The organism is Meiothermus sp., assembly GCF_026004115.1.
GTDB lineage: Bacteria > Deinococcota > Deinococci > Deinococcales > Thermaceae > Meiothermus.
This window is the reverse complement of record NZ_BPIM01000001.1, coordinates 290256-316917: the sequence shown is the minus strand read 5'-3', so window position 1 is coordinate 316917 and position 26662 is coordinate 290256. Positions and strand designations below refer to the sequence as shown.

Below are 26662 nucleotides of genomic sequence, written 5' to 3'. Positions count from 1 at the left end.
CGCCCCCATGGAAAAGCTGATGGTGGCGGGGCCTAAGCGGCTGGCAAGAGCGCTTTTGAGCGAACTGCAAAAAGCCGGGGTGGTGCACATTGACCCCCTGCGGCCCGATGAACTGAGCGAATACCGGCTATCTCCGGCTGAAGAAGCCGAGCTCAAACGCTGGGAAACGGTGGCCTCGCAGGCCGAGCAGTCGCTGCAAGTGGCTGGCCTGGCGGCGGTGCCGAGCAGCAAGCCGTTTGGGGGTTCGCTGGAAGAGGCCGAGGCTACCCTCCGACCTGTGGCCAGCCGGGCCGAGGTGCTGGGCAAGGAGCGGGCCGCGCTCGAGGAAGAGATTCAAACCATCGAGCTCTTCGGTAAAGCGGCCGAGAAGTTGGCATCACTGGTACAGGGCCTGGACGAGAGCCCACGGCTGGGGGTGATACCATTCCTGCTCGCCAAGCCGGAGGAGCTCGAGGGGGTACGCAAAGCCCTGCAAGAAGCCTTGCCCGACCGCTTTGTGCTCGAGGCAGAGCCCCTGGAAAACCAGCTGGCAGCGGTGGTGGTGGTCAAGCGCGGGGAACTGGAAATAGCCCGCTCGACCCTATCGCGCCTGGGACTGGGCGAGTTGCGCTTTCCGGGTACCTACGGCACCCTGCCGCTTTCCAAAGCGGCGGCCCGCATGAAAGAACGGGCCAGGCTGGCCCCCGAGGAGCTCGTAGGCATTCGCGAGGAGATTGCCAGACTCAAGAAGGAGTCGGCGGAGGCCCTGACGCTTTTGTGGACCCGGGCCAAAGACGAAGTGGCTCGCTACAAGACCTGCGCCGATATGGCCGCAGGTCAGTATGGGATTGCCTTAATGGGCTGGGTTCCCCAGAAGGCCAAGGGGCGGGTGGAGGAGGCGTTGGGACGCCTGCGCGACCAGATTGTCTACACCTTCGAACCTGTGGATGAGCACCACGAAGGGCATCAGGTGCCCGTAACCCTGGAAAACCCGGCCTGGGCCAAGCCCTTCGAGCTCTTGCACGGCTTCCTCAATACCCCCCGCTACGGCACCTACGACCCCACCCTGATGATTGCCGCCTTCTTTCCTTTCTTTTTTGGAATGGTGGTGGGTGACATTGGAATTGCCCTTTTGTTCGGTTTGCTGGCTTACTGGTTGGGCTCCCTGGCTAAAGCCCGCAAGAACCTGGTTATCGGCTTCCTGGGCGCCAACTTTGGCCCGGATGTGGTGGGCAGTCTTTCCAAGGTACTGTGGTGGATGACCGGCTGGGCGGTGGTCTGGGGTTTCATCTACGGCGAAGCTTTTGGAACCTTCCTGGAAAAGCTCAAAATTCTGCCGGGGGGTGGCACCATCTTCTATGACCCCAACCACGGTGGCCAGGGGCTCATCCCCATGACCATCAACCGGCTCGACTTTGAGCAAACCGCTACCTTCTTGATGCTGGCCAGCATTGCCTTTGGGGTGATTCAGGTGCTCTACGCCTTTATCATCCGTATGCAGCAAGGCCTCAAACATGGCCATATGAGCCACTTCTGGGAAGGCTTGGGGTATCTGGCGGGTTGTGTGGGCCTCATCGCTTTTGCCTACAACTACCTGACCCAGTCCAACAGCGGCCTGCTCACGGCCATTCTGGTGATAGGGTTGCTGGTTTTCGTTATTAGCGCCCTGCTGGCCAAGATGCCTTTGATGATCGCCGAGCTGCCTTCCAAGGGCGGCCAGATCCTGAGCTACATCCGTATCTACGCAGTTGGGGTGGCCGGGGCGCTGCTGGCCAGCCTGGCCAACCAGGTGGGCTTTGGTATGGCTGAGCGACTGGGTTTTGTAGGTGGCATCCTGGGTTTTGTGGTGGGTCTGATCATCCTTCTGGCGGTTATCATCATCACTACCCTGGGCCACGTGTTGCAGCCCGTCCGTTTGCTTTGGATCGAGTTCGGCACCAACTTTGGTTTTTATGATGAGAGCGGTCGCCCCTACCGTCCCTTCAAGTCGGTGCGCGGTGAGGAGCGTTGAGGGTGTGCAGGCTTACCCTGGCACGCCGGTAGCGTTAATCCACGAAGTGCTGGGATTTCCCGGCAAGTTGGAATCAGAAAGAGGAAAAGGAGAACGAGCATGAAGATTGCCAAAGCTGCTAAGTTGGTTTCGGTTTTTGTTTTTGCCCTTTTGGTTACCATTGCATTCGCTGCAGAAGGTCAAGCGGCTGCGGGTGCGAACTATGCGGCCATCGGTAAGGGCCTGGCCATTGGCCTGGGGATTCTGGGCACGGGTGTGGCCCAGTCGGCCATCGGTGCGGCAGCCCTGGGGGCAGTGGTGGAGGATCGCCGCAACTTTGGTACGGCCCTGTTGTTCTTTCTGCTCCCCGAGACGCTTGCCATCTTCGGTCTGGCTTTCTCGTTCCTCATCAACTAGTGTTTGTAGCCGATGGGGCAGTTCTGTCAGCATCGGCCATCTGCCAGGAGCCTAAAGAGGGGCTAAATGTCGAAACTAGAAGATATTCTTCAAAATGAAGTGGCAGCCGAGATTGGCGCCATTGCCGCCGAGGCAGAGGCCAGGGCTAAAGCCATTCTGGACTCGGCCCTGCAAAAAGCCCAGGCCCTCAAGGCAAACAAAGAGCGCCAGCTCGAGGCTGAACACCAGGCTCAGTTGCGCCGGGCCGAGAGTGCGGCCGAGCTGCTGGTTAACCAGGCCCGCATTGCGGCCCGGGGCAGGGTGGTGGATCAGGTCAGAGTGGAAGCGCAACGGGCTCTGCAAGACCTGACCGGCCGCCCCGAGTTCGGCCAGACCCTCCAAAAGCTGGCCGAGGAAGCGCTGGCGGCTGTTGGAGAGGCGGAAGCCCTGGTGCTGCACCCCAACCACGCCGACTTGCTGGCCGAGTGGGCCAAAAGCAAAGGACTGGAACTCAGAACCGACCCCGCCATTCGCGACGGGGTGCGACTGGTGGCTAAAGGGGGGCGGTCTTTTGTACAGAATGCCTTGAGCGAGCGCCTCGAGCGGGCCTGGGACGCCCTGTCGGCCAAGGCGGCCAGGGCCATCTGGGGGTAGGTATGGCAGGTAGCGGCTTCGCATACCTCAATGCCCGCCTGCGGGCTCGGCGCAGCCAGATGGTTCCCGAGGCGTTTTTTCAGCAGGCGACCGGGCAGTCCTACCCGGACTTTGTGCGCTCGCTGGGGGACACCGTCTACGGCCCGGACATGGTTGGCGACTCTCTGGCCGATGTGGATCGGGCCGTCACCAACCACATGCAACGCATGGTTGCAGATTTGCCTGGGCTGGCAAGCGGCAACATGCGTGAAGCGGTCAACCTGCTGCTGTTGCAGTCCGACCTGCTCAATCTCAAGACCATTCTTCGCGGTAAGGCGGCGGGTCAGTCGGCAGAGGAGATCAAGGGCAAACTGATCAGCGGAACCCTGTCCGATGTCCTGATCAATGCCCTGCTACAAGCCCCTGATGCAGCCAGTATGGCCCAGGTTCTGCAGCTTCCTACCCACCCTCTGGCCAAGGCTTTGCGCAACGCGGCCGCTGGCAACCCCGACCCGCTGGCCCTGGAGGTGGCCCTCGACCGCGATTTTTACGCCCATAGCCTCGAGAAGGCCCGCCGCCTGCGGGAGCCTGCGCTGGCTTCCTACTTTGCATTGCAGGTAGACGCCCTCAACCTGGCTACCGCCTTCAAGCTGCACGCCCTCGGGGCAGGCAACGCCGAAGGCTACCTTATCCCCGGAGGCAGCACCGTCAACCAGGTGCTCTTCAGCCGGGTGGCCGCGGGCGACTTTGGGGCCATGGAAGCCCTGAGCGGTACGCCTTTGGCGGCGGCCTCGAGCGCCCGCACGCTGGGCGAGCTCGAGCGGGCCCTCCGGCGAATCCTGCTGGACAAGGCGGCCCAGGGGGGTAAGGACACCCTGGGGGCCGGCCTGGCCCTGGACTACATCCGCCGCAAGGAGTGGGAAGGTGCGCGCATCCGCCTGCTGGCCCGGCGGGCGTTCTACAACCTGCCCCCCGAAGCGGTGGCAAAGGAGGTTGCATGAAAATCGGCGTTCTAACCGATGCCGAGACGGCCTCCGGCTACCGTATCGCGGGCCTCGAGGCGGTCACGGCCACGGCCGACGAGGCGGCCAAAAAACTCATCGAAATGATCCAGTCCAACCAGTATGCCCTGGTGGCAGTGGATCAAAACCTGCTGACCGACCCCAACAAAGCCGCAGAGCGGGTCATGCGGGGGCGCAATTCGCCGGTTTTGCTTTCGCTGCCCAACCTGCTCGATAGCTTTAGCGGTGGGGGCGATGCCAAGGCCTATATGCGCCGGTTGGTGCGGGAGACGATTGGGTTCGACATCAAACTATAGGCCCATAACAGATGGCTTACAGTCAAGTGGCCAAAATCCCGTAGCTATTTGCTGACAGCCATCTGCATCCGACAAAGGGGGATATGTGGGAACCATCAAAAAAATCGCAGGGCCGGCGGTAATTGCCGAGAACCTGCAAGGCGCCAAGATGTACGACATCGTGCGCGTCGGCAAGGAAAAACTGGTGGGTGAGATCATCCGTCTGGATGGGAACACCTGCTTCGTACAGGTCTACGAAGACACCAACGGGCTGCAAGTGGGGGAGCCGATTGTGACCACGGGGCTGCCGCTGGCCCTCGAGCTGGGCCCTGGTTTGCTCAACGGTATCTTCGACGGAATTTTGCGCCCCCTGGACAAGATTCAGGCGGCCTCGGGCATCTTCATCAGCCGGGGCATCGAGGTGAGCTCGCTCGACCGCACCAAGAAGTGGGACTTCACCCCCCTCAAGAAGGTAGGCGACGAGGTCAAGGGGGGCGATATCCTGGGCACGGTGCCCGAGTTCAGCTTCACCCACAAGATTCTGGTTCCACCCGACAAGGGCGGCAAAATCAAGAGCATTGTGGGCGCAGGGCAGTACACCATTGACGACACCATCGCCGAGCTGGAAGATGGCACCAAGCTGCGCCTGGCTCACTACTGGCCGGTGCGCAAGGCCCGTCCCATCCAGCGCAAACTCGACCCCAACCAGCCCTTCCTGACCGGGATGCGGATTCTGGACGTGCTCTTCCCCCTGGCGGCGGGGGGTACGGCGGCCATTCCCGGCCCCTTCGGCTCGGGCAAGACCGTGACCCAGCAGTCCATCGCCAAGTTCGGCGATGCCAACATTGTGGTCTACGTGGGCTGTGGTGAGCGCGGCAACGAGATGACCGACGTACTGGTGGAGTTTCCCGAGCTAGAAGACCCCCAGACCGGCCGCCCTCTGATGGAACGCACCATCCTGGTAGCCAACACCTCCAACATGCCGGTAGCGGCCCGTGAGGCCAGCCTCTATACCGGCATCACCCTGGCCGAGTACTTCCGCGACCAGGGATACAAGGTCTCGCTAATGGCCGACTCCACCAGCCGCTGGGCTGAAGCGCTGCGCGAAATCGCCTCGCGCCTGGAGGAGATGCCCGCCGAAGAAGGCTATCCACCCTACCTCTCCTCGCGTCTGTCGAGCTTCTATGAGCGGGCCGGTAAGGTGGTTACTCTGGCGGGCGAGCAAGGAGCGGTTTCGGTGATTGGGGCGGTCTCGCCGGCGGGTGGCGACTTCTCCGAGCCGGTCACCCAGTCCACCCTGCGGATTACGGGGGGCTTCTGGGCGCTCGATGCCGGGCTGGCCCGTGCCCGTCACTTCCCCGCCATCAACTGGGCCCGTTCGTACTCGCTCTTCTTGAACATTTTGGAGCCCTGGTACCGCGAGAACGTGGCCCCCGACTACCCCGAGGTGCGTACGCAGATCATTACCCTGCTGCAGCGCGAAGCCGAACTTCAGCAGGTGGTGCAACTGGTGGGCCCCGACGCGCTGCAAGATGCGGAGCGGCTTTCGCTCGAGATCGGCCGCATTGCCCGCGAGGACTTCCTGCAGCAAAACGGCTACGACCCGGTGGATGCAAGCTGCTCGATGGCCAAGGCCTACGGCATCATGCAGATGATCATCGCAGCCTACAAACAAGGCGAAGTTGCCCTCTCTAAAGGCGGCACCATCGCTGATTTCCTCTCCGACCCGGTGATCGAGAAAATCGGACGCGCTCGATACGTCCCCGAAGCCGAGTTCCCTGCCTACAAGGCCGAGTTCGACCAGATGATCAAGACGGCCTTCATGGGTGCGGTCAAGGCCTAGGGAGGAAGCTGCGCGATGCGCGGCGACACCTTCTGCCGAACTGGAGGTTCTGATGCTGAAGAAAGAATACAACGCCGTAACTTACGTCTCGGGCCCGCTCTTGTTCTTAGAGGGGGCCGCCGACCTGGCCTACGGCGCCATCGTGAACATCGACGACGGCTCGGGCCGGGTGCGCGGCGGTCAGGTGATTGAAGTCTCCGACCAGTACACCGTGCTACAGGTCTTTGAAGAGACTTCGGGCCTGAACCTCGACAAGACCACCGTCTCGCTGGTGGAAGACGTGGCCCGCCTGGGTGTTTCCAAGGAGATGGTGGGACGCGCCTTCAACGGGATTGGCCGCCCCATCGACGGCCTGCCCCCGGTGGTGGCCGACAAACGCCTGCCCATCAACGGTGCGCCCATCAACCCGGTAGCCCGCGAGAAACCCGAGGAGTTCATCCAGACCGGGGTGAGCGCCATTGACGTGAACATGACCCTGGTGCGGGGTCAGAAGCTGCCCATCTTCTCCGGTTCGGGTCTGCCCCACAACGAACTGGCTGCCCAGATTGCCCGTCAGGCCAAGGTGCTGGGCGAAGGCGAGGGCTTCGCAGTGGTGTTTGCCGCGATGGGCATTACCCAGCGCGAGGTGAGCTACTTCATGCAGGAGTTCGAGCGCACCGGGGCGCTCTCGCGCTCGGTGCTGTTCCTCAACAAGGCCGACGACCCCACCGTGGAGCGCCTCCTGACCCCCCGCATGGCCCTCACCGCTGCCGAGTACCTGGCCTTTGAGCACGACTACCACGTGCTGGTTATTCTCACCGACCTGACCAACTACTGTGAGGCCCTGCGCGAGATCGGCGGGGCCCGCGAGGAGATTCCCGGCCGCCGGGGCTACCCCGGCTACATGTACACCGACCTGGCCTCGCTCTACGAGCGCGCCGGGGTGGTACACGGCAAGAAGGGTTCGGTCACGCAAATCCCCATCCTCTCCATGCCAGGCGACGACATCACCCACCCCATTCCCGACCTGACCGGCTACATTACCGAGGGCCAGATTTTCATCGCCCGCGACCTGGCCCAGCAGGGCATCTTCCCGCCCATTAACGTCCAGCCCTCGCTCTCGCGTCTGATGAACAACGGCATCGGCAAGGGCAAGACCCGCGCCGACCACAAGGAGCTGGCCGACCAGCTCTTCTCGAGCTACGCCCGTGGGGTGAACCTGCGCCGCCTGGTGGCCATCACCGGCGAGGATGCGCTGACCGAGATTGACAAGAAGTATCTGCGCTTCGCTTCCAACTTCGAGCAGAAGTTCATCAACCAGGGCCAGAAGGAACGTTCCATCGAGGAGAGCCTGAACATTGGCTGGGCCTTGCTCGCCGACTTCCCTGCTTCGGAACTCAAGCGGATTCGGCGCGAGTATATCGAGCAGTACCACCAGAAGACCGGCAAGCTGGAAGAGCTGGTGGGTGCGTGAGGAGCTGCTGATAGCCAATAGCAAAGACTGCTATTAGCTATCAGCTATTCGCACACCGGAGGTGCTAATGGCTGAACAAGTCTCACCTACACGCTCCACCCTGCTGGCCAAGCGCGACCAAAAGCGACTGGCCTTGCAAGGCGTTGACCTGCTGAAGAACAAGCGGGATGCCCTGATTGGCGAGTTTTTTGCTCTGGTGCAAGACTCGCTCAAAGCCCGCGAGGCCCTGAACAGCGCAGCCAAGGACGCCTACTTCAGCTTGCTGATAGCCAAGGCTTTCGATACCCCGGAGGCGGTGGAGTCGCTTTCGGGTACTCCCATCGATGTACACATGGAAGTGGAAAGCCTCTATGGGGTAAAAGTACCCAAGATTTCTGCGCCCAGCTCCGACGGTAGCCTGGCCTTCAGCCCGATTGGGGTGGGCGCCAAAACCCTCGAGGCCGCCACAGCCTTTCGCAGGCTGGCCGAAGCCATCATCGCTGTGGCCAACACCGAGAACCGCTTGCGCAAAATCGGCGAAGAGATCAAGAAAACCAACCGCCGGGTCAACGCCCTGGAGCAAATTTCCATTCCCGAGATCAACGAGCAAATCAAGTTCGTCACCGATACCCTCGACCAGCGGGCGCTGGAAGAGGTGACCACCCTCAAGCGCATCAAGGCCGCCATTTTGCGGCGTGAGGCCGAGGAAACCGGTGAGGTCTCGGCGCATATCGAAAAGGGTGCTGGGTTGTAAGAATCCACGGTCGGGTGGATTCGTACCGTTAGGTAAAGAATCAACCGAATCTGGTATGATACCAGATTCGGTTAGTTCGGCGCCGTATGGCGGCCAACTAACAGGGCCGAAGTTATCCGCGTAGCGGAGGGCGATACCGCCCCTTGGAAGGGAGTGCTCTAGGATTCAAAAAGATAGCCTCTGGGGGTCTTTGGTTTTGATGATTATCTTTTTGAATCCGGTATGAAACCCTATAAATTCGGGGTGCTTGTAGCCCCGAATTTTTTGTCAGCCCTGCGGCTTGTAGGCCACAGCGATTGCTTGATGCTGGGGCACTTGGTAAGCCAGATGGGCAATGCCCTAGAATAAGCCGCAATGCTTGATCTTTTCGTCGCCCTGGGTTTGTTTTTCTTGGCATTGACAGCTATACGCCGCTTTGGCTGGGCCTGGGGGGGAGTGGGGGTCTGGCTCAACCTCCTCTGGTTCATTTACCAGAACGAGCTGGGGCAGGGGTGGCTTATTTACATGCGCGGGGTGGGGCTGGCCTTTCTGCTGGCGGCGGGCTACCGGCAGTACGGGCTGGCCTGGGCCCTGCTGCCCTGGCCGCTGTTGCTGGCGGGGCGCTTCGAGATGCAGATGCTCTGGCCCTACTTCCCGGCCTGGGGCGAGGGCTTGATGCTGGGGGCTTTGGTTTACTTGCTGGTGGGGCTTTTTAAGAGGCCCGCGTAAAGCTCTGGGCGGCGCTGGGGAAACACCGGAAACTCCTGGCGTAGCCGGGCTGGATAGCTGGGGTCAAGCGCCACCACGCCCACCCCCTCGGCTTCGAGTCGCAGCATCTCCATACCCATGGGGTCAATGGCCAGGCTGGCGGCACCAAAGGGGTCTTCAGCGTGGTTAACAGCAATCAGATAAGCCTGATTCTCGGCGGCTCGAGCCTTGCAAAAGAGTTCCCAGGCGTAGCTGCGGCTCATGGGCCAGGCCGAAGGAATCAAGAACAGGTCGACCCCTTCCAGGGCATACGCGCGGAAGAGTTCGGGAAAGCGCAGGTCGAAGCAGATGGCAATGCCAGCCTGAAAGCCCTTGAGCCCCAGGTGTACCAGGTCTTGTCCGGGGGTCATGTGAGCGGGTTCGTTGAAAGCGGGGATGAGGTGGGTTTTGGTGTAGGTGGCCCGCAGGCCCTCGGGCCCGATCACCTGCGCCCGGTTGGCGTAGCGGTCTTGATGGGGCTCGAGAACCCCTGCCACCACTGTGAGGCCGGACTGTTTGCAAAACTGGGCAACCGCAGACAGCACGCCGGGGGTTTTGTGGGCTTCCTCGTAGCGGTATACGCTGGGAAAAAGCTCCGGTAGCACCGCGACCTCGGCGCCTTGCCGGTGGGCTTGCTCGAGCAGGGCCAGAGCAGCCTCGAGGGTGGCTTCGGGGGTTTCGCGGGTGGCCAGGTGAACCAGGGCTACGTTCATGCTTTTCCTCCCAGGCGGTAAGCCAGATGGGGCAGGCCCAATCCCAGGGCGCTGCCCAGCAATGCCGCCCCGAGCTGCCCCCCTGCGCCCAGCAGCAGCCCCACGAGCTGCGCGAGCACCAATGCTGCCAGCACGTAGATATAAAGCGGGATGACAAAGGGTTTGTCGCTGCCATACTGCACCAGCCCGGCCCCTACCAGGGTGGTGACCGAAAGCGTGGAGCCAAAGGGGCTGGGTTGAATAAAGTAGAACCAGATGAAGCCCGCAATACCGGCATAAATGAGGGTGCGGGCCAGCCGATCCGGCGCCAGCGAACGCCTGAAAAATGCCCCCAGCATACACCAAACCTACTTCAAATAGCCTCAGGCTTTGACAAAGCGCCAGACCACCAGGCTGGAAAGAATCAGCCCGAGGCCGCCCCAGGCCACCTGGGGTTCACTGCCAGCAAAGCCCAAGAGCGTGGCCAGTACCCCTGCGCTCAAAAAGCCCAGGGCATACTTGGGGTTAACCGTTAGGCCCAAGAGCAGCGCCACCGAGAAACCTGAGATAGCCGGCGGTAAACCGGCCCCCACCGCCACCACAACGATCAGGAGAACCAGGGTAATAACTAGACCAACGAAGTAAGCACCCGGGAAGGGTTCCTTGCTCTGTTTTTCTTTTGCTTTGTCTGCCATGTTCGATACCTTACCTTAGCTTACTGTTTTTTAGCAGAAGGAGGCTGCTTTCTACAGTAAGTGGGCCTTGAGGGCGGACAGGGTAGCGCCGATGGTTTGTACGCGGGTGGGGCGGCTATACAGGCTTTCCAGAGCCTCCTCCCTGGGAGGTTCTTGGCCCAGGGCCCGCAAGACCACGTCCGGGAACTTGGCTGGATGGGCGCAGGCCAGGCTGATGAGGGGGGTGGGGTCGCCGGTTTCCCGGCGGTAACGCGTCTGGGCCTCCAGGCCAACGGCGGTGTGCGGACAGGCGGTATAGCCGTATTTATCGTGGGTTTCTTTCATGCGCTCGAGCGTAGATTCGTTGGAGACAGTGGTTCCCCAAATCCACGAACGCAGCCGTTCACTCCCCAAAAGCGTGTACAGGCGCTCGAAGTTGCTGGGCGAGCCCACGTCCATGGCGTTGGATAGGGTGGCGATGGTGGGGTGGAACTGATAGGCCTCAACTTTGCCCTGCAGGAAGTCGGGGAAGAAGTGGTTGTCGTTGTGGGCAGCGATAAACCGGTGCACCGGCTGGCCCATCAGGGCGGCCAGCACGCCGGCCATAAGGTTGCCTAGGTTACCGCTGGGAACACAAAAGTTGATTTCCGCCCCCACCCCCCGGCCCCCTCCCCCCGTAGGGGAGAGGGGGCGGTTGTTGATCTGACCGGCGGCCCACAGATAGTAAAGGGCTTGCGGCAACAGCCGCCCGATGTTGATGGAGTTGGCACTGCTCAGGGGCAGGTGCGAAAGCTCGGGGTCTACGAAAGCTTCCTTGACCATGCGCTGGCAGTCGTCGAAGGTGCCCTCCACGGCAAAGCTGCGCACGCCCTGGCGCTCGGTGATGAGCTGGCGTTCCTGCACCTCGCTCACCTTGCCCTTGGGGTAGAGCAGCACCACCTCGATGTTGTCCTGGCCTGCAAAGCCGTCGGCCACTGCGCTGCCGGTGTCGCCGGAGGTGGCCACCAAAATAATGCGGCGCTCGCCCCGCTTGCGCAGAAAATACTGCATCAGGCGGGCCATGGTGCGGGCGCCAAAATCCTTGAAGGAAAGGGTGGGGCCATGGAAAAGCTCGAGCACATATAAATCGTCCGAGAGCTTCACCAGCGGGCAGGGAAAATTCAGGGCATCTCGCACGATGGCCTCGAGGTCGGCCAGAGGTATTTCATCCTTCAGCCATTCTCTCAGAACCGCCACTCCCACCTCGGCAATGGAGTTGGCCCGCTGCCACAGGTCTGGGTCGAGCTTGGGAATCTGGTCAGGTACGTACAGGCCGCCGTCCGGCGCTAGCCCTTTGAGCAGGGCCTCCTCGAAGCGCACCAGGTTTTTGTGGGGGTCGCGGGTGCTGTAGTAGCGAATCATAGAGCGGAACTCATCATAACGGGTGCGTTGCGGGGCTCAGGTCGCTGGTCTCAGGACGGCTGACCTGTGTGCTTTCGGCCCTTTGTTGCATATTCGCCAACATGACTCAAACTTCCTGTAGCTGCTCTACTTCCTGCGTGGTAACCGGAACGGCCGCAGGAATGGGCAGGTGTCCGGGCGTACCCAACAAGGCTCGGTACAAATCACCCAGGACAGCGCTCGCCGTCACACCCCCACCGGCTCCGGCGCCCGCAAACACCAGCTGCCCCACCGGGTCGCCCCGGTAAACCAGGGCGTTGCGTCCGCTGCCCATGGTGACCAGCGGGTGCGACTCAGGCAGGCGCACCGGACGCACCGCCGCCACCCACTCGCCCTTTTCGGGGAAGAGGCTGGCCACCAGCTTGATGGCGTAGCCCTCGGCGCGGGCTTGCTGGAGCATCTGGGGGGTGAGGTGCTGGATGCCCCTGGTGCGGCTCAAAACCTTGTCCCAGCGCAGGCCGGGGTCTACTGTAAGCCGCCCCAGTACGGTAATTTTGTGCGCCGAGTCAATCCCACCCACGTCCAGGTTGGGGTCGGCCTCGAGGTAGCCCAGGTTGCTGGCTTCCTGGAAGGCTTCGTCGTAGGTCGCGCCCTCCTCCATGCGCCGGATCAGGTAGCTACAGGTGCCGTTCACAATGCCGTGCATCTCCAGGGTCTGGTTGCCCCACAGGCTTTGCAGGGCCCCCAGGATGGGCGTCCCGGCCATTACGCTGGCCTCGTAGTAGAGGTTGCCCTCCTCGGCGTAGGGACGCAACTCGTCCCAGCGCTCGGCCAGCAGGGCTTTGTTGGCCGTGACCACCAGCAGGCCCTCCTCCAGCGCCTGCAACACCAGGTTTGCGGCTACGGTGGTGCCACCTGCTACCTCTACCAGCACGTCCACGTCGTCCAGAAAGCCCTCCGGGTTATCGGTCAGCAGCCGGCTGGGAATGCCGGGCCGACTTTTGCGGGTATCGCGCACCAGCACCCGGGCCAGTTCGACCTCGAGCCCCAGGGCCTCAAAGCGAGCCCGGTGCAAAGGCAACAGCTCGGCCAAAGCGCTTCCCACGGTTCCGCCCCCCATCAGGGCCATGCGCAAGCTTTCCATAGGCGTAAGACTACCGTGCCTTAGAGCGGAATGCCAGTCTACAGGCTGGCATCATCTGGCTAAAGGCCTGGGCCACAGTCCCCTCTCCCGGCCACACCGGGTTGCCAGGTGAAGTGTCCTATTTCGGCAAAATGAGCGCCAAGCCAGCCGGAGTTGCCTCGAGCCTCTCCCAAGAGGGGCAGAGGGAAAGGGGAAAACGATAAAAGCCTTCCGTAGACCTTGGACTATAGACGTAGGCCATAGACGATGGACTTTACTTCTCAAGCCCTAGACCCCTCGGAAGGGACGCCGGCCCCCAGGGCCTTTAGCACCGCTTGGGCGCTGCGCTTATCGAGGCCTGGCAGCCTGGCCAGCTCGTCCACACTCATGGCCCGCAGCTCTTCCAGGGTAGAGAAGTGGTTCAAGAGGGCCATCTTGCGGGCCGGGCCGATGCCCGGGATATCGTCGAAGATGCTCTTTAGGGTTTTTTGGTTGCGGAGTTTGCGGTGGAACTCGAGGCCGTTGCGGTGGGTTTCGTCGCGCAGGTAGATCAGGATTTGCAAGGCGGGATGGCTTAGCGGAAGCCCAATGGTGCGTCCATCGGGCAGAACCAGGGTCTCCTCGCGCTTGGCCAACCCCACCAGCGGAATATCGAGGCCGGCCTGCTTCAGGCCCTTTTGAGCCGCCCGCACCTGGCCCAGCCCGCCGTCGATCAGGATCAGGTCGGGGATGGGCATTTGCTCCGCCAGGCTGCCGGTGAAGCGCCGGAGGATGGTTTGCTCCATGGAGAAAAAGTCGTCGGGCTGTCCTTGCAGACCCTTAATTTTAATGCGTCGGTACTCGGCTTTTTTGGGGCGCCCCCCCTCGAATACGGTGATGGAGCCCACCACGCTCTCGCCCAGCAGGTTGGAGATATCGTAGCCCTCGATGCGGTAGGGGCGACGTGAAAGCCCCAAGACCTCCATTAGCCCCTTGAGGCCGGGGTGGTCGCCTTTGCGCTCGAGCACCTTGAGTTCGGTGTGCAGAGGCGGTCTCTGCGTTCTTCTGGGCGAGCTCAATCAGGCGGGTTTTGTCGCCGCGCTGGGGGATGCGAACTTCTACCTTGCGCCCTTTGCTGCTCAGAAAGGCCGAGAAAGCATCCTGGGCTTCCAGATCGAAGGGCAGCAGCACCAGCGGGGGCAGCGGGGTGGCCTCGAGGTAGTAGTCGCGCAAAAAGGCTTCCAGCAATTCGGCGTCGCTGGCCTCCTTGACCCCCTCTACAAAGCGGCTGATGCGCCCCAGCATCTGCCCCCCACGCATCTGATAGTGCTGAATGAGGGCGTAATCGCCCGCTCGGGCAAAACCTAAAAAATCCAGGTCGCCCAGCTCGGGGTCGTAGGCTTGCTGGTTGGTGCCAAAGAAGCTTCGCACTGCAACGATCTGGTCGCGTATCTCCGCCGCCCGCTCGAAGTCCTGGTGCTGGGCCGCCGCCCGCATCTGCTGCTCGAGGCTTTCGTAAAGAGCCTCTACCTTGCCGTCCAGCAGGTTTTCAACTTGCTGTACCACCACCCGGTACTGCTCGGGGTCGGCCTTGCCCACACAGGGGGCCAGGCAGCGTCCCATGGAGTGGTTGAGGCAGGGGTAGCGCCTTTTTTTGAAGGGGAAGCCGGAATTCTGACGCAGTGGGAAAAAGCGGTCGACCAGGCGTTTGATGCGCCGCACCGCCGAAGCCTCGGGGAAAGGCCCCCAGTAGCGGGCCCCGTCGTTTTGCACCCGCCGCACTACCATCAGCATGGGCCATTCTTCCTGGGTTAGCTTCAGGAAAGGGTAGTGCTTATCGTCCTTCATCAAGATGTTGTAATGGGGGCGGTGGTGCTTGATGAGGTTGGCCTCGAGCAAAAGTGCTTCCACCTCGTCGCGCAGCACGATGAACTCGAGGTGGGTGGCTTCCTGGGAAACCCGCAGGCTTTTGCCCTCGCTGTGAAAATAGCTGGTCACCCGGGCCTTGAGGTTTTTGGCCTTGCCCACGTAGATGACGCTTTCGCCAGCTTTCCAGAGGTAGACTCCTGGCGCCTCGGGCAAAGGAGGAAGATCTTCCAGCCGCATGTAAACCTTATCCTAGTACACGCCTGCGGGCTTTGTGTAACTTGTTTCTAACCTCGGGAGGGTCTGCCGAATCGCTTTTTGTGGTTTTGCGCGGTTTTGGGGCCGGACATAAGCGACTGGCTAAACTCGAGTTCTTAAGCGAGTTTTCGAGTGCTCTCTTGGTGCACGGGTAACTTATTTTTCGGCATGTTTTAGAGCACCTTGATTGCCCAAAATTGCGATGTGCGGCTCATTGAGAGGGATAGTAGTGCATACCGATTTCCTGGTTGCCAGACCACTTAGACTTTGTCACGCTAAACCGATAAACTATAAAGGTCATGAGCGCTGCCCACGACCCTCACCACGACGAAATGCTCTACCAGGCCTGGGTACAGGTTATCGAATGGATGAAGCAATACGCCTCAGAAAAAGGTGTGCTGTTCACCAAAGAGTCCGATTTCCCCGACTTCATCTACCGCATGGAGCGCCCCTACGAACTGCCTACCACCATGATGGCGGTCTCGCTTTCGGATGAGCGGGGAGAGCCTTTCTTCTTTGCCTCGGTCTCGCCGCGCCATGCCAAGCTCAAGCATGTGGCCTTCCGGGTTCCGGGGGGTCACATCCACCACCATGCCCACTGGGAAGACGGCAAGGGGCTGGCTCTGGAGGGCAAAATCCCCCTTACCAGGGAAAAGCTCTACCAGATGGCCGACCGGGCCCGAAGCGCGCTGGCCAGGTAAGGGGCAGGTCTGGGAACATCCCCCACAAAGGGGGATTTTTGCTTTTTTGGGCGATCTGTCCCGAATACAGGGCGCATGATGGATGGGGGAGAGAGGATGCTGCCGCTCAGGGAAAACCCGCTATTGCTACTCTTTTTGGTGGCCGCGATTGGCTACCTGCTGGGCCAAATTCGCATCGGAAACTTTAGCCTGGGGGTCTTGGCAGTGTTGTTTTGATTTTACGCGGTTGTGTTTGGTCTGTCTCGCACAGTAAAATCTTGGTTTAGTTTACTGGAACTGTGTGTTTATCGAATCAATTCAACTTTGTTGCGATACCCATCGAACAATATGTAGATATTTGGGGGTAAGAGTTTGCGCTTTGACCCCGGCTCGAGGTTCTCACAACAGGGCGTTGGGGAATTCCTACAACGACGAGATTGGCCTTCAATAAAGCATTTCAGGCACAATGCGCCAGACAACCCCATATAGTCCTTGAGCAACACATTTTTATCTCTACCCGCTGTTATTTCTTTGCTTAGGACAGCCTTTTGAGCCACCGCGCAAATCAGCGGCTATAAGCAAGATTTGTTTCGTAAGGGCGCAATAAAGTGCGCAGGGGGTTACCAGATCGCCATCACCCGGCTAGGCCCGCCCGAAGCGCCCTTGTGCTTGGGCCCGCCCACAATAATCATGGCCCCGTTGGGGCGCACGCTGGCTAAGTTGGCCAGGTTCTCGAGGCCGTACTTGCCCGCGCCCAGCAGGGTCACATGGCTTTTGAAGTCCTTGGAAGCGCCAAAGTCGAGCGAGAGGGTGTCTACCCCCACGCCCACGATGTTGCGCTCGCGTACCAGAAACTCTGCGGCGGCAGGGCTGAAACCGGGATAGTGCTGTACATTGGAGCCATCCAGGTTGACAAAAGCTTTGGCATCGTTCACGCGGCTATCCCAGCCCGAGTACATGGCCACAAAGGCCCCGTTGGGCAGCCGACCATAGCTGCGCTCCCAGGCCAGGATATCGTCTGCGGTGACCTCGGCGTCGGGGTTGCGGTCGGCCTTGGCCTTGATGTTGATAACGGCCAGGGGGGCAATCAGGCGGTTCACGGGAAGGGTGTCGGCAGTGGCGCCCCCATCCGCAAAGTGAGCGGGGGCGTCCATGTGGGTGCCGGTATGTTCCCAGATTTCCAGGGTGTTGCCGTAGTAGCCATCCTTCTTGACGGTCACCACCTCGGTGATTTTCATGGGGCTGGCACCGGGGAACATGGGGAAGCTGGGCGAGACCATGTGGGTCAGGTCGGCCACGTTGCTGAAGGCTTTGCCGGCTACCTGGCTCTGGGCCTGGGCACTGCTGACGGCTACCGCAGCTACACCGGCCGCTATTCCAAGAAGCTCACGACGGCTGAGGCTTTTTTCTACCAGGCCCATCACACAAGGTGCGCACATTTAGACCTCCCTAAACTCGAGGCTTCTGGCATCTACTCAGCGAGTTGTTGTACGAAAAGCTCGAGTGGCTTGAGTTTATCGGAAGCGCAAGCCAAAATGCAACAGCCTCAAGCTGCAGACAGGCTTTTAGCTTGTTCGCTTTGTGAACATTGTGCGGATAGCGAAAAAAAGTACCTCCCGCCATGTACCGTTCACCCCTCCGCGCCTACCAGCAAAGACTTGATTCGCAGAATGTGTTGCTCGATAAGGGCTGCTGCCTCGGCCTGCTGGCCTGCAGCAATGAGGCGGCAGAGGGTCTGGTGCTCGACAAAGCTCTGTTCACGTCGCTGGGGGTATTTTTGAAAAATGCGCATAGCGATGCGGTAGAGCACTTCTTGTTGGCGCTCTAAGGCTTGCAGGATGGGGCGGTTACCCAGCAAAGCGGCCAGAAATCTGTGGAAAGCCATGTCGGCATGCACCAGGGCTTGGAGAGGGCTCTTGGGGTTGTGTACTACCTGGGCTTGTTCGACAAGCTGGGCTTCCAGGGCTTGGGCTCGATCCGGGCTAGGTAAAGCCGCCAGACTTTTCACTACGAAGCTCTCCAGCGCCAGGCGAAAATCGATGTAGTCCAGAATTTCCTCGAAACTCGGGGCCAGCACCACGATGCCCTGCTGCGGAGAGACCCGCACGTACCCCTCGTGTTCGAGCCTAGCAATAGCCAGCCGAACCGGGGTCTTGCTCATGCCCAGGCGCTCAGCCAGTCCGCGCTCCGAAAGAAAACTATTGGGCGGAAACTCCTCGTCCAGGATGAGCTGCTTGATGCGCGAATAGGCCTGCTCGCGCAGAGGAAGGGGCTCGAGGGGGGGGTGGGTCATGGGCCTCCTTTTTTTAGCAGTCTAACTCAAACCCTACTGAGATGCCAGTTGCATTGTAGTCAAACCTCGGTTATAGTGACCGCACTTCGCTTACAACCAGGCTCCATCCACAACCTTGATGTAAGCCGAAGAGCCAAAGGGAGGAAAAGCATGAAACGTTGGTGGACGCTTTTGCTGGCGGTGTTACTTTTGGGTGGGCTGGGGTTGGCCCAGCGTTTCCCGGTTCGCCCGGTCACGATGATTGTGCCCTGGTCGCCGGGTGGCTCGACCGACTTAACCGCCCGGGCCCTGGCTCCGGTTTTGGAAAAAACCTTGGGCGCACCCTTCCAGGTGGTTAATCGAACCGGCGGGGGTGGCGCGGTAGGGCATGGAGCCATCGCCCAGGGTCGCCCCGACGGTTACACAATAGGCATCATCACCCTCGAGGTCATCCTGCCTCCCTGGGTGGCCCAGACCAAAATTGACGTCGAACAGTACACCCCCATCTCCTTGCTGGTGCTGAACCCGGTGGCCATTGTGGTGCGCAAGGATGCGCCCTGGCGCACTGCCCAAGAGCTTATTGCCGACGTGAAGCAGAACCCCGGTAAGTACAAGGCCTCCGGTACGGCCAAATGGGGTTCCTACGACTTCGCCCGGCTGGGCTTCTTAAAGACCATCGGGGCTAAGGAAACCGCCCTGCCCTGGGTTCCTGCCCAGGGGGCCGCGGCTGCTATGCAAGAACTGATAGCGGGAGGGGTCAACGTAGCGTTCGTCTCCATCGGAGAAGGTAGCGCGTTGGTGAAGTCCGGCGAGGCCCGCTACCTTGCTTTCATGACCGATAAACGCTTCCCCAGCTTCCCCGACGTGCCCACCCTCAAGGAGCTGGGCTTCGACTGGACATTTGCCTCCTTCTTGATGGCGGCGGCGCCCAAGTACACCCTCCCCTCGGTGGTGGATGTGCTGGACAAGGCTTTTGCCAAAGCCGTGCAAGACCCCGAGTTTGTGCGCTTCATGAACAACGCCAACCTGGTGATCAACCACCTTGACCGCAAGGCCAGCCTGGCCTTCCTGCGGGAACGCACCCAGGCCATGCAGCAGATCGTAAAAGAACTTGATCTCAAGTTCTGAAGGTACTCGGGGTGTCGGTGCAGCGAATCTGGGAACGGGCTGCGGCCTTACTGGCCGTGGCCCTGGGCACTCTGGCCCTAGTCCTGAGCCGCAACTTGCCCCAGATGGAGGGGGGCTACCCTGGCCCGGCTCTGTTCCCGAGCGTCCTGGGAGCAATGCTGGTCTTTAGTGGGCTCCGCTTGCTGTGGCAAGGGCGTACTGAAAAGACTCGGCTCGAGGGGGGCGAAGGGCGGGTGCTCCTGGCCCTCCTGGGTCTAACCCTGGCTCCCTGGCTGCTGGGCCAGATGGGCCTGGCCTTCACTGCAGGTCTATATGCCCTGGCGGGGGCCTGGCTGCTGGGGGTGCGCTTTGGCACCGCCCTCCTCACCGGCGGTATGGTGGCCCTGCTGGTCTACACTGTTTTTCAGCGCTTCCTGGGGGTACAGGGATGAACTTCCTGAGTCCAGAAGCCCTGCTGGCCCTGTTGCTGGGGTCGCTTTACGGGGCCATTTTTGGGGCCATCCCTGGCCTCACCGCTACCCTGGCCATCAGCCTGGCCATACCGGTTCTGCTTTTTTTGGGGCCGGAGGTGGCCCTCGCCGCCCTGATCGGCATCACCGCTACGGCCATTTTTGCTGGGGATATCGGCTCGGTGCTGGTGCGGATGCCCGGCACCCCGGCCTCCGCGGCCTACACCGAGGAACTGCACGAGGTGGCCCGCAGGCGCTCTCCAGCCTTTGCCCTGGGGCTATCGGCCCTGCCTTCGGCCATCGGCAGCCTGATTGGGCTGGGCTTTCTGGTGGTGGGCTCGCTGGGTTTAGTGGCCCTGGCCCGGCAGTTCTCTTCCTTCGAATACTTCTGGCTGGTGCTGTTGGGCATACTGAGCGGCATTCTGGCGGTGCCCAGGGTACTCAAGGGGGCTATTGCTTTTGGCCTGGGCATGTTGCTGGCCACCATCGGCTATGACCCGGCCCTGGGCAACCCCCGCTTTACCTTCGGCCAGCGCGAGTTGCTGGGCGGGATTGACTTTATTGTGGCCCTCATCGCTTTCTTTGGGGTGAGCGAGGTTCTGCACCACCTGCTTTACAAAAACAGCTCCCATGGCCCCCAAACCCAGGGGCTGGGCCGAGGCTCCATCCTCCGTCAGTATTTTGGGGAGGCCGGTCGCTTTTGCTGGACAGAGCGCGGGAGCCTGGTACGCTCCTCGGTGCTGGGCACGTTCGTGGGGTTCTTGCCGGGGGCCGGCTCCGACATTGCGGCCTGGATTTCCAGTAACCTGCGCCGGATGCGCAAAGGCCAGCCCGAACAGGTAGCGCTGGATGGCAGCAGCGCCAACAACGCCGCCGTGGCGGGGGCCTGGATTCCGGCGATGGCCCTGGGGCTACCCGGCGATACGCTGACCGCCATTCTGTTGGGGATGTTTCTAGCCCTGGGCATTACCCCCGGCCCGGAGCTATTCAACAAACACGGTGCGCTGGTGCTTCAGATTTACCTGGCTTTCTTCCTGGTGAGCGTGCTGGTGATGCCCCTGGGAGGGTATCTGAGTGCCCTGATTGTGCAGAACCTGCTCAAGATTCCCACCCGGGTGCTGATGGGGGTGGTGCTGGGCTTGTGCGTGGTGGGCGCTTACGCGGTGAACAACAACCCCTTCGACCTCTACCTGCTGGCCGTACTGGGGGCGCTGGGCTTTGTGCTACGGCAGGGGGGCTTTCCCCTGGGGCTGGTGGTGCTGGGGATGGTGCTGGGCCCCCTTCTAGAACAGCACTTTATGGTCAGCATGATCAAGACCCACTGGAACCTTCTGAGCTTTTTTGAGCGACCCCTGGCCTTGTTGCTGGCCTTCCTGAACGTGGCCATGGTGGTGGGTGTGCTGGGTCTTCGGCGGGGTTGGTGGGCCTGGCTGCGCTGGCCGGCGGAGGAGCGTGCCTGATGCAAGCGGTGGTCTTGGAAGACTTTGGGCGGCTTTCTCTAAAGGAGCTGGCTGTCCCCCAGGAAGGGGGGATGCTTTTGCAGGTGGCAGCCTGCGGAGTGTGCGGCAGCGACCTGAGTGTTTATAAGGGCAGTCCGGCCATGCGGGCCCGCTGGCTGCCACCCCTGATTCTGGGGCACGAGATTGCGGCTCGGGTGCTGGAAGGCCCCGAGGACTGGGTAGGCCGCATGGTGGCGGTGAATCCACTGGTGGCCTGTGGGCGCTGCGACCGCTGCCGAAGGGGTCTTTCGAACCTGTGCCCCCACCGCACCAATGTGGGCTTTCACCACCGGGGGGGGTTTGCCCAACAGCTACGGCTGCCCTTAGCCCAGCTCTACCCCCTGCCCGAAGGGCTTACCTACTGGAAGGGTGCCCTATGCGAGCCGCTGGCGGTGGCCCTGCGGGCGGTCGATCTGGCCGGGCCGGTGCTGGGGCGGCGGGTGCTGGTGATAGGCGGGGGGGCCATCGGCACCCTGGCGGCCTGGCTGCTGGCTCGAGCCGGGGCGGAGGTGGTTGTGGCCGAGCGCAACCCTTTGCGCCAGGCCTGGCTGCGGGGCCTCGAGTTCATTCAGGAAGTACAGGAGGCCCCCCAGGGTCTCTTTGAGGTGGCGCTGGACTGTGTGGGGAGCGCTTCTACGGTGGGGCTGGCGGTCAACGCGGTAGAGTCCGGGGGCTGCGTGGTGCTGGTGGGCCTCGAGGCCACCGAAGCTTTGCTGCCGCTGCAGCGCGCGGTTCTGCAGGAAATCGGCCTCAAAGGGGCGTATGTCTTCACCCACGACGACTTTGCTCGGGCAGTGGCCCTGGTGGCCCAGGTACCCGAAGGCCTGGCGGTGGTGCGGCCCTTCCGCACCTACCAGGACACCTTCAACGAACTGCTGCAAGGCCGGCTGCCCCAGGCCAAGGCGGTGCTGGTTTGGGAGGGGTGATGCGCACCTCCATTGCTACGGTTTCGCTCAGCGGCGACCTTAAGAGTAAGCTCGAGGCCATTGCCAAGGCCGGCTTTGATACCAGATTCGGTTAGTTCGTCACCGAAGGGTGACGAACTAACCCGACCGAAGTTATCCGCGTAGCGGAGGGCGTACCGCCCCTTGAAAGAGAAAAGATAGCCTCAGGGCGCCATCCAGATTGTCAGCCAGCCCGGGCAGGGCACTACCGCTTCGGTGACCTTGCCGGTAAGTTAGGCGCTGAACACCCGCCAACAGCCGATGGCCTATGGCTGCGGGTGTGCGGCCCGCAATACCTGATAGAACTTGTATTTGCCCACTAAACCCCGCACAATCGGGGTGTGAATGCGGCGGAAATCCTTACCCAGGCCGCGCAGCAGCAGGGCTTTTTGACGGCCTGGGCCCAGGTGGATTTGCCGCAGGACACTCAAGCACGCTACCAGGCCTGGCTTGCTTTGGGTCGGCAGGCCGAAATGGCTTACCTGAACCAAAATCTGAGTACCCGACTCAGCCCCAGAAGCCGATTTGGCTGGGCGAAGAGTGTGCTGGTGCTGGCAGCACCCCATGCCTACCCGCCGCCCAAGCGACCTCCGGGCGGGGTTCGTATAGGCCGGGTGGCCCGCTATGCCTGGGTGCGGGACTACCACCTGCTGATTCAGCCCTACTTGCAAGACCTCGAGCGCCTCGCCCAAAGCCTGGGCCTGCAAGCCAGGGGCTACGTGGACACCGGCCCCTTTTCCGAGCGTTCGTATGCGGTGCAGGGCAGCCTGGGCTGGATTGGGCGCAACGCCATGCTGATGCGGATGGGCGAGGGCACCTACCTGACCCTGGCCGTGCTGCTCACCTCCCTGCCCCCTGCGTCAGCAGGAGGGCTATACCCCAATCGCTGTGGCATCTGTAGGCGCTGTGTGACGGGCTGCCCCACCGGGGCCCTACTGGGCGATGGAACGCTGGACTCGAGGCGCTGCATCAGCTACTGGACCATTGAACACCGGGGCCCCATCCCTGCCGAGCTGTGGACGGGTATGGGGGACTGGCTCTTTGGCTGTGACATCTGCCAGGAGGTGTGCCCCTGGAACCGCAGGGCCCAATCCTTCTGGCAGGGCTTTGTGCCAGAGCCCGAGCTGGTCTACCCCAACCTGGAGGATTTTTTTTACCTCTCCTCCAAAGCCTTCCAGCGCAAGTATGCCGGCACGGTTTTCCTACGCCCTGGCCGTACCCGCATGGCCCGCAACGCTCTGGTGGTCCTGGCCAACCTGGGCAACCCCGACTACCTACCCCTGGTGCGTCAGGGGGCCCGTGACGTCAACCCACTGGTGCGGGCTACAGCCGCCGAGGCGCTGGCCCGCCTGGGCGATTTGGGCTCGGTTATTCCGCTACTGCAAGACCCAGAGCCTTTGGTGGTGGGGGTGGCGCGGGGGTGGTTGGAAAGGCAGTATTGAGCGATTGGTAAATCATACCGGATTCAAAAAGATAACCATCCAAACCAAAGACCCCCAGAGGCTATCTTTTTGAATCCTAGAGCACACCCCTCCCGAACGGTCGGCGAAGAAAGCGTCTCCCTTCCAAGGGGCTTACGCCCTCCGCTACGCAGATAACTTCCAAGGGGCGGTATCGCCCTCCGCTACGGGGATAACTTCGGCCCTGTTAGTTCGCCGCCATCCGGCGCCGAACTAACCGACTGGTACTGGGCACAATGGTCCAGCTCTGGCTGCCGTAGGTGAGCCGCCAGACCACCGTGTACTGGCTGCTGGGAGCACCGTCGGGGTCGGTCAGGCTATAGCTAAGCCGGGTGTTGCTGTTGGCCAGGAAGGAATCGTTATAGCAGCCAAGAAACCTTCTATTTAGGGAACCGCCCCTGTCGAACCACCTCGGCCAGCACCTCCGGCAACTCCCAGGCAGCTAGGTCGAAGGTAACCTGGCCATAATCATAGGGAACCTTCAAAAAGCGGTGGAGCACCTCGCCGTGAATGTCATCTTCCAGAATCAGTACGTCGGCCCCAGGCTCACCCCCCAGGCTCAAGCCCACCGAACCGGGGTCGTAGACTACCCCTTTGTGCACCACCCGGCGAAAGGGGATGTGCTTGCCCGCGACCACCGCATAACGTGAGCGGATGCTTTCCAGCATTTTCAAAATTTCTGCCGGGTGTGCATCGTTGAGATCTATCTTGTGTTCGGGATCCTCTGGCGAGCCGTGAAACACCATCAGGCGGCCCCCGGGGGTTTCGTAGCGGTGGCGCGAGCGCAGGTTGCGCAAAAAATGCATCTCGCGGGCGCCCAGTTGTTCGCGGGTCCAGACGATGGTGGTCTCGGCAATGCCTTCGCGGGCAGGGGAGGGAAGGGCATAAGCCACCCGCAAGTCGGCGGCCCCCGGTACACAGGGGATGCCTTCCTTATCGAGCTTGCGGATTACCTGGCGTGGATGGGGGCCATAACCCACCAGATCCCCCACGGCCAGCACCTGATCAATGCCCTCTTTGCGTAGAGCCTCCAGTACCGCTTCAAGCGCCGGAAGATTGGCGTGAATTTCAGCGATGATCCCTAGCCGCATGGCTGTTTCATTTTGCCATGAAAAAGTCAAATAAGGGGCTCATTTAGCCTTCACCGAGGCGAGCGTGCTGTTTGGGCTATGTGTTCAGGCTTTTTTCAACCGGGCGGCGTATGCTTTAGCGGTGCAGTTCTGGCTTCCTCTTTTTTTGGGTGTAGCGCTCGCGCTCTGTCTGCCACCCACGCCACTGGGCTTCCTGGCCCCGCTGCCCCTGATCTGGCTCCTGACGCGGGGGGGCTTTCGCTTTGGCTTGCTGGCCGGAATTGGCTTCTGGGCGGTGCATCTGGTCTGGCTACCGCTTAGTTTTGTGGTGCTGTTTGAAACGCCCTGGGGTGCGGTGCCCTATCTTCCGCTGGTCTTGATCAAGGCCGCTATCTGGGGGGTTGTGTTTGGCCTGACCCGGGGCAAACCCCTTGCCAGGGCGGGGCTGTGGGTGGTGCAGGAATACCTTACCTCCTTGGGGGAAGTTGCTTTCCCATGGGGCTTTTTGGGCTATGCGCTGGTGGACGCACCGGGGCGGGTGGTTGCCAGCCTGGGCGGAGTCTACCTGCTTTCGCTTTTGGTGTTGGGGGTGGCGCTCGGCCTGTACTTTGCCGGAAGGCGTGCCCTAGGAGGGCGCGTGGTTTTTTCTTATCACAGCCTGGGTTTGCTGGGTACGCTGTTGTTTTGGGGAGGGTTATGGTTTCTCCCACTGCCCGCTACGCAGGGGAGCTTGACCGCCTTGCTGGTGCAGGGCAACATCAACCCCTTGCGAAAGCTCGAGGGCCTCTCTGCCCAGCAAACCTACCTGGAACTTACCCTCAAGGGCCTGCAAGCCCATCCCGAGGCCCAGGTTGTAGTTTGGCCCGAGACAGCCGTAGCAAGTTTTCCCCCCGAGTTGCCGGCTTTGCTGGGTAGCCGAGAGCTTTTGAGTGGCCTCGAGACCGGCTTCACCAACCGGGCGGTACGGGTAGTGGGGGGGCAGATCACCCACTTCTACGACAAAAATCGGCTGGTACCTTTCGGAGAGAACTTTCCCTGGAGCGAAGCCCTGCGCCCAGTGTATCGTTTCTTCTTCCGAGCTTTTGGCTTCGATGGCGATCTGGGCAGCCGCACGCCCGGCACGGCCTATACGCCCCTGGACAAATACGGTGCTTTTATTTGCTATGAATCGGTCTTCCCAGCGGTGGCGCGGAGGCTGGTTTTGAACGGTGCAGAGGTTTTGGAACTCGGCTCCAACGATGCCTGGTACGGCCCCAGCTTTGGGGGTTTGCAACATTTTCAGATGGGCCGCCTGCGGGCTGTCGAAACCGGTCGGTGGTTGCTCCGGGCCGGCAACGATGGCGTAACCGCCATCATAGACCCTTTTGGCCGGGTTACGGCCCGCATTCCCCAGCGCGAGGCCGGCTTTCTGGCGGGGCAGTTTGCCCTGTTAAAAAGCCCGACGCCGTACGTGCGCTGGGGAGACTGGGCGGTAGTGCTGGCGGGGGCCTGGGTGATGCTCGGCTTGCGAATCCGTACAAAAGGCACTATAGTTTAGTCTTGCTGGCGAGTATGCCAGAACTTTTCCCCGCGTGCCGGGATGGCGGAATTGGTAGACGCACCCGACTCAAAATCGGACGGTTAACAGCCGTGTGGGTTCGAGTCCCATTCCCGGCACCAATCAGCACCGCTAGTGGAGGCATGCAGTGGAAATTCTTCAAAACATCCTGATTTTTCTTTACATCGCCGTGGCCGGATTTCTGGTCTACCTGGTGCTTTCGCAAGAACCCAAACAGGGTGCCGGCGATATGTTTGGCGGTTCGACCGACCTCTTCAGTACCCGTGGCGTAACGGGCGGTCTATACCGCATCACCGTGGTTCTGGGCGCCATCTTTGTGATCCTGGCCTTTTCGTTCCGGTTTTTTAACCGGTAAGCGGTTGGTTAAATCCCTCACCCAAAAGAGCCCTTCAGCCGTGCTGGAGGGCGTTTTCATGTTGGAGCAGTGGAGCACTGGTGTAAACCCATCCACCGTTTGGTGGATGAATTCCAGGTACAAATTCACCCACAAGCCCTTGACAGCCGCAGGATGGCTTTATAGCTTTGTACCAAGTCCATCTCGTTGTGTATCTTCCCCTGAAGCAGCGAGGGTGGTGAACTG

Annotated in this window: 25 protein-coding genes, 1 tRNA gene and 1 pseudogene; 18 read left to right on the top strand and 9 right to left on the bottom strand. The window is 61.1% G+C overall.

The genetic code is table 11. From position 1 onward, the window contains the following. Positions 1 to 7 precede the first annotated feature (7 nt). The 9 genes from Q0X23_RS01525 (at position 8) to Q0X23_RS01485 (ending at position 9032) form a co-directional block, all read left to right on the top strand. Positions 8 to 1990, top strand: a complete 1983-nt coding sequence (locus Q0X23_RS01525; RefSeq protein WP_297861141.1) for a V-type ATP synthase subunit I — start codon at positions 8 to 10, stop codon at positions 1988 to 1990. 99 nt (positions 1991 to 2089) lie between these two features. After that, complete coding sequence (locus Q0X23_RS01520; RefSeq protein WP_297858644.1) at positions 2090 to 2386, top strand: F0F1 ATP synthase subunit C; 297 nt, start codon at positions 2090 to 2092, stop codon at positions 2384 to 2386. A 66-nt stretch (positions 2387 to 2452) separates the two neighbouring features. Continuing rightward, positions 2453 to 3019, top strand: a complete 567-nt coding sequence (locus tag Q0X23_RS01515; protein ID WP_297858643.1) for a V-type ATP synthase subunit E — start codon at positions 2453 to 2455, stop codon at positions 3017 to 3019. A 2-nt stretch (positions 3020 to 3021) separates the two neighbouring features. After that, entirely contained in the window at positions 3022 to 3999 is a 978-nt protein-coding gene (locus Q0X23_RS01510; RefSeq protein ID WP_297858642.1) for a V-type ATPase subunit, read from the top strand. Continuing rightward, complete coding sequence (locus Q0X23_RS01505) at positions 3996 to 4316, top strand: V-type ATP synthase subunit F (protein ID WP_297858641.1); 321 nt, start codon at positions 3996 to 3998, stop codon at positions 4314 to 4316. Before Q0X23_RS01510 ends, Q0X23_RS01505 begins: the two co-directional genes overlap by 4 nt. An 85-nt stretch (positions 4317 to 4401) precedes the next feature. Next, positions 4402 to 6138 (top strand): V-type ATP synthase subunit A, encoded by a 1737-nt coding sequence (locus tag Q0X23_RS01500; RefSeq protein ID WP_297858640.1) that lies wholly within the window; start codon positions 4402 to 4404, stop codon positions 6136 to 6138. 52 nt (positions 6139 to 6190) lie between these two features. Continuing rightward, positions 6191 to 7591, top strand: coding sequence for a V-type ATP synthase subunit B (locus Q0X23_RS01495; protein ID WP_119342064.1), 1401 nt, complete (start codon positions 6191 to 6193; stop codon positions 7589 to 7591). 67 nt (positions 7592 to 7658) lie between these two features. Continuing rightward, entirely contained in the window at positions 7659 to 8324 is a 666-nt protein-coding gene (locus tag Q0X23_RS01490) for a V-type ATP synthase subunit D (RefSeq protein ID WP_119342063.1), read from the top strand. A gap of 354 nt (positions 8325 to 8678) precedes the next feature. Then, positions 8679 to 9032 carry a hypothetical protein gene (locus tag Q0X23_RS01485; protein ID WP_297858639.1) on the top strand — a complete coding sequence of 118 codons (354 nt, stop codon included), beginning with the start codon at positions 8679 to 8681 and terminating at the stop codon, positions 9030 to 9032. Here Q0X23_RS01485 and Q0X23_RS01480 read toward each other — a convergent pair. The 6 genes and pseudogenes from Q0X23_RS01480 to uvrC all read right to left on the bottom strand — a co-directional run bounded on the left by Q0X23_RS01480 (position 8996) and on the right by uvrC (position 15004). After that, the gene (locus tag Q0X23_RS01480) at positions 8996 to 9763 is read right to left on the bottom strand and encodes a nitrilase-related carbon-nitrogen hydrolase (RefSeq protein ID WP_297858638.1); all 768 of its coding nucleotides are present in this window, start codon (positions 9761 to 9763) and stop codon (positions 8996 to 8998) included. The genes Q0X23_RS01485 and Q0X23_RS01480 overlap by 37 nt on opposite strands. Then, complete coding sequence (locus Q0X23_RS01475; RefSeq protein ID WP_297858637.1) at positions 9760 to 10101, bottom strand: hypothetical protein; 342 nt, start codon at positions 10099 to 10101, stop codon at positions 9760 to 9762. The genes Q0X23_RS01480 and Q0X23_RS01475 overlap by 4 nt, the downstream gene beginning before the upstream one ends. 24 nt (positions 10102 to 10125) lie before the next feature. After that, a complete protein-coding gene (locus Q0X23_RS01470; RefSeq protein WP_119339431.1) occupies positions 10126 to 10437 on the bottom strand; it encodes a hypothetical protein in 312 nt (103 codons plus the stop codon). A 51-nt stretch (positions 10438 to 10488) separates the two neighbouring features. Continuing rightward, positions 10489 to 11817, bottom strand: coding sequence for a threonine synthase (gene thrC / locus Q0X23_RS01465; protein ID WP_297858636.1), 1329 nt, complete (start codon positions 11815 to 11817; stop codon positions 10489 to 10491). 106 nt (positions 11818 to 11923) lie between these two features. Next, positions 11924 to 12940 carry a homoserine dehydrogenase gene (locus tag Q0X23_RS01460; RefSeq protein WP_297858635.1) on the bottom strand — a complete coding sequence of 339 codons (1017 nt, stop codon included), beginning with the start codon at positions 12938 to 12940 and terminating at the stop codon, positions 11924 to 11926. 260 nt (positions 12941 to 13200) lie between these two features. Beyond that, positions 13201 to 15004 (bottom strand): annotated as a pseudogene (gene uvrC, locus Q0X23_RS01455) (excinuclease ABC subunit UvrC). A gap of 317 nt (positions 15005 to 15321) precedes the next feature. On the opposite strand from uvrC, the gene Q0X23_RS01450 reads away from it, so the two are divergent. Next, complete coding sequence (locus Q0X23_RS01450) at positions 15322 to 15723, top strand: NADH-quinone oxidoreductase subunit 15 (RefSeq protein WP_297858634.1); 402 nt, start codon at positions 15322 to 15324, stop codon at positions 15721 to 15723. A gap of 599 nt (positions 15724 to 16322) precedes the next feature. On the opposite strand, the gene Q0X23_RS01445 is transcribed toward Q0X23_RS01450, so the two are convergent. After that, positions 16323 to 17141 (bottom strand): cyclase family protein, encoded by an 819-nt coding sequence (locus tag Q0X23_RS01445; RefSeq protein WP_297858633.1) that lies wholly within the window; start codon positions 17139 to 17141, stop codon positions 16323 to 16325. A gap of 191 nt (positions 17142 to 17332) precedes the next feature. Continuing rightward, positions 17333 to 17995: a GntR family transcriptional regulator gene (locus Q0X23_RS01440; protein WP_297858632.1), complete on the bottom strand. Its 663-nt coding sequence runs from the start codon at positions 17993 to 17995 to the stop codon at positions 17333 to 17335. Between the two features lie 150 nt (positions 17996 to 18145). On the opposite strand from Q0X23_RS01440, the gene Q0X23_RS01435 reads away from it, so the two are divergent. The 5 genes from Q0X23_RS01435 to queG all read left to right on the top strand — a co-directional run bounded on the left by Q0X23_RS01435 (position 18146) and on the right by queG (position 23436). Continuing rightward, a complete protein-coding gene (locus Q0X23_RS01435) occupies positions 18146 to 19102 on the top strand; it encodes a tripartite tricarboxylate transporter substrate binding protein (RefSeq protein WP_297858631.1) in 957 nt (318 codons plus the stop codon). A 17-nt stretch (positions 19103 to 19119) separates the two neighbouring features. Then, positions 19120 to 19533, top strand: a complete 414-nt coding sequence (locus Q0X23_RS01430; RefSeq protein WP_297858630.1) for a tripartite tricarboxylate transporter TctB family protein — start codon at positions 19120 to 19122, stop codon at positions 19531 to 19533. Continuing rightward, positions 19530 to 21011 carry a tripartite tricarboxylate transporter permease gene (locus Q0X23_RS01425; RefSeq protein ID WP_297858629.1) on the top strand — a complete coding sequence of 494 codons (1482 nt, stop codon included), beginning with the start codon at positions 19530 to 19532 and terminating at the stop codon, positions 21009 to 21011. Before Q0X23_RS01430 ends, Q0X23_RS01425 begins: the two co-directional genes overlap by 4 nt. Beyond that, on the top strand, positions 21011 to 21976 hold the full coding sequence (locus Q0X23_RS01420) for a zinc-binding dehydrogenase (protein ID WP_297858628.1): 966 nt from the start codon (positions 21011 to 21013) through the stop codon (positions 21974 to 21976). The genes Q0X23_RS01425 and Q0X23_RS01420 overlap by 1 nt, the downstream gene beginning before the upstream one ends. A gap of 359 nt (positions 21977 to 22335) precedes the next feature. Continuing rightward, the gene (gene queG, locus Q0X23_RS01415; protein WP_297858627.1) at positions 22336 to 23436 is read left to right on the top strand and encodes a tRNA epoxyqueuosine(34) reductase QueG; all 1101 of its coding nucleotides are present in this window, start codon (positions 22336 to 22338) and stop codon (positions 23434 to 23436) included. Positions 23437 to 23834: 398 nt separating this feature from the next. Here the strand turns inward: queG and Q0X23_RS01410 are convergent, their stop codons facing one another. After that, positions 23835 to 24545 carry a metallophosphoesterase gene (locus Q0X23_RS01410; RefSeq protein ID WP_119339449.1) on the bottom strand — a complete coding sequence of 237 codons (711 nt, stop codon included), beginning with the start codon at positions 24543 to 24545 and terminating at the stop codon, positions 23835 to 23837. 121 nt (positions 24546 to 24666) lie between these two features. On the opposite strand from Q0X23_RS01410, the gene lnt reads away from it, so the two are divergent. The 3 genes from lnt (at position 24667) to secG (ending at position 26437) form a co-directional block, all read left to right on the top strand. Continuing rightward, positions 24667 to 26061, top strand: coding sequence for an apolipoprotein N-acyltransferase (gene lnt, locus Q0X23_RS01405; protein ID WP_297861140.1), 1395 nt, complete (start codon positions 24667 to 24669; stop codon positions 26059 to 26061). 36 nt (positions 26062 to 26097) lie between these two features. Beyond that, positions 26098 to 26183, top strand: a tRNA-Leu gene (locus Q0X23_RS01400). A 26-nt stretch (positions 26184 to 26209) separates the two neighbouring features. After that, positions 26210 to 26437, top strand: a complete 228-nt coding sequence (secG, locus tag Q0X23_RS01395) for a preprotein translocase subunit SecG (RefSeq protein ID WP_119339450.1) — start codon at positions 26210 to 26212, stop codon at positions 26435 to 26437. Positions 26438 to 26662: the final 225 nt, after the last annotated feature.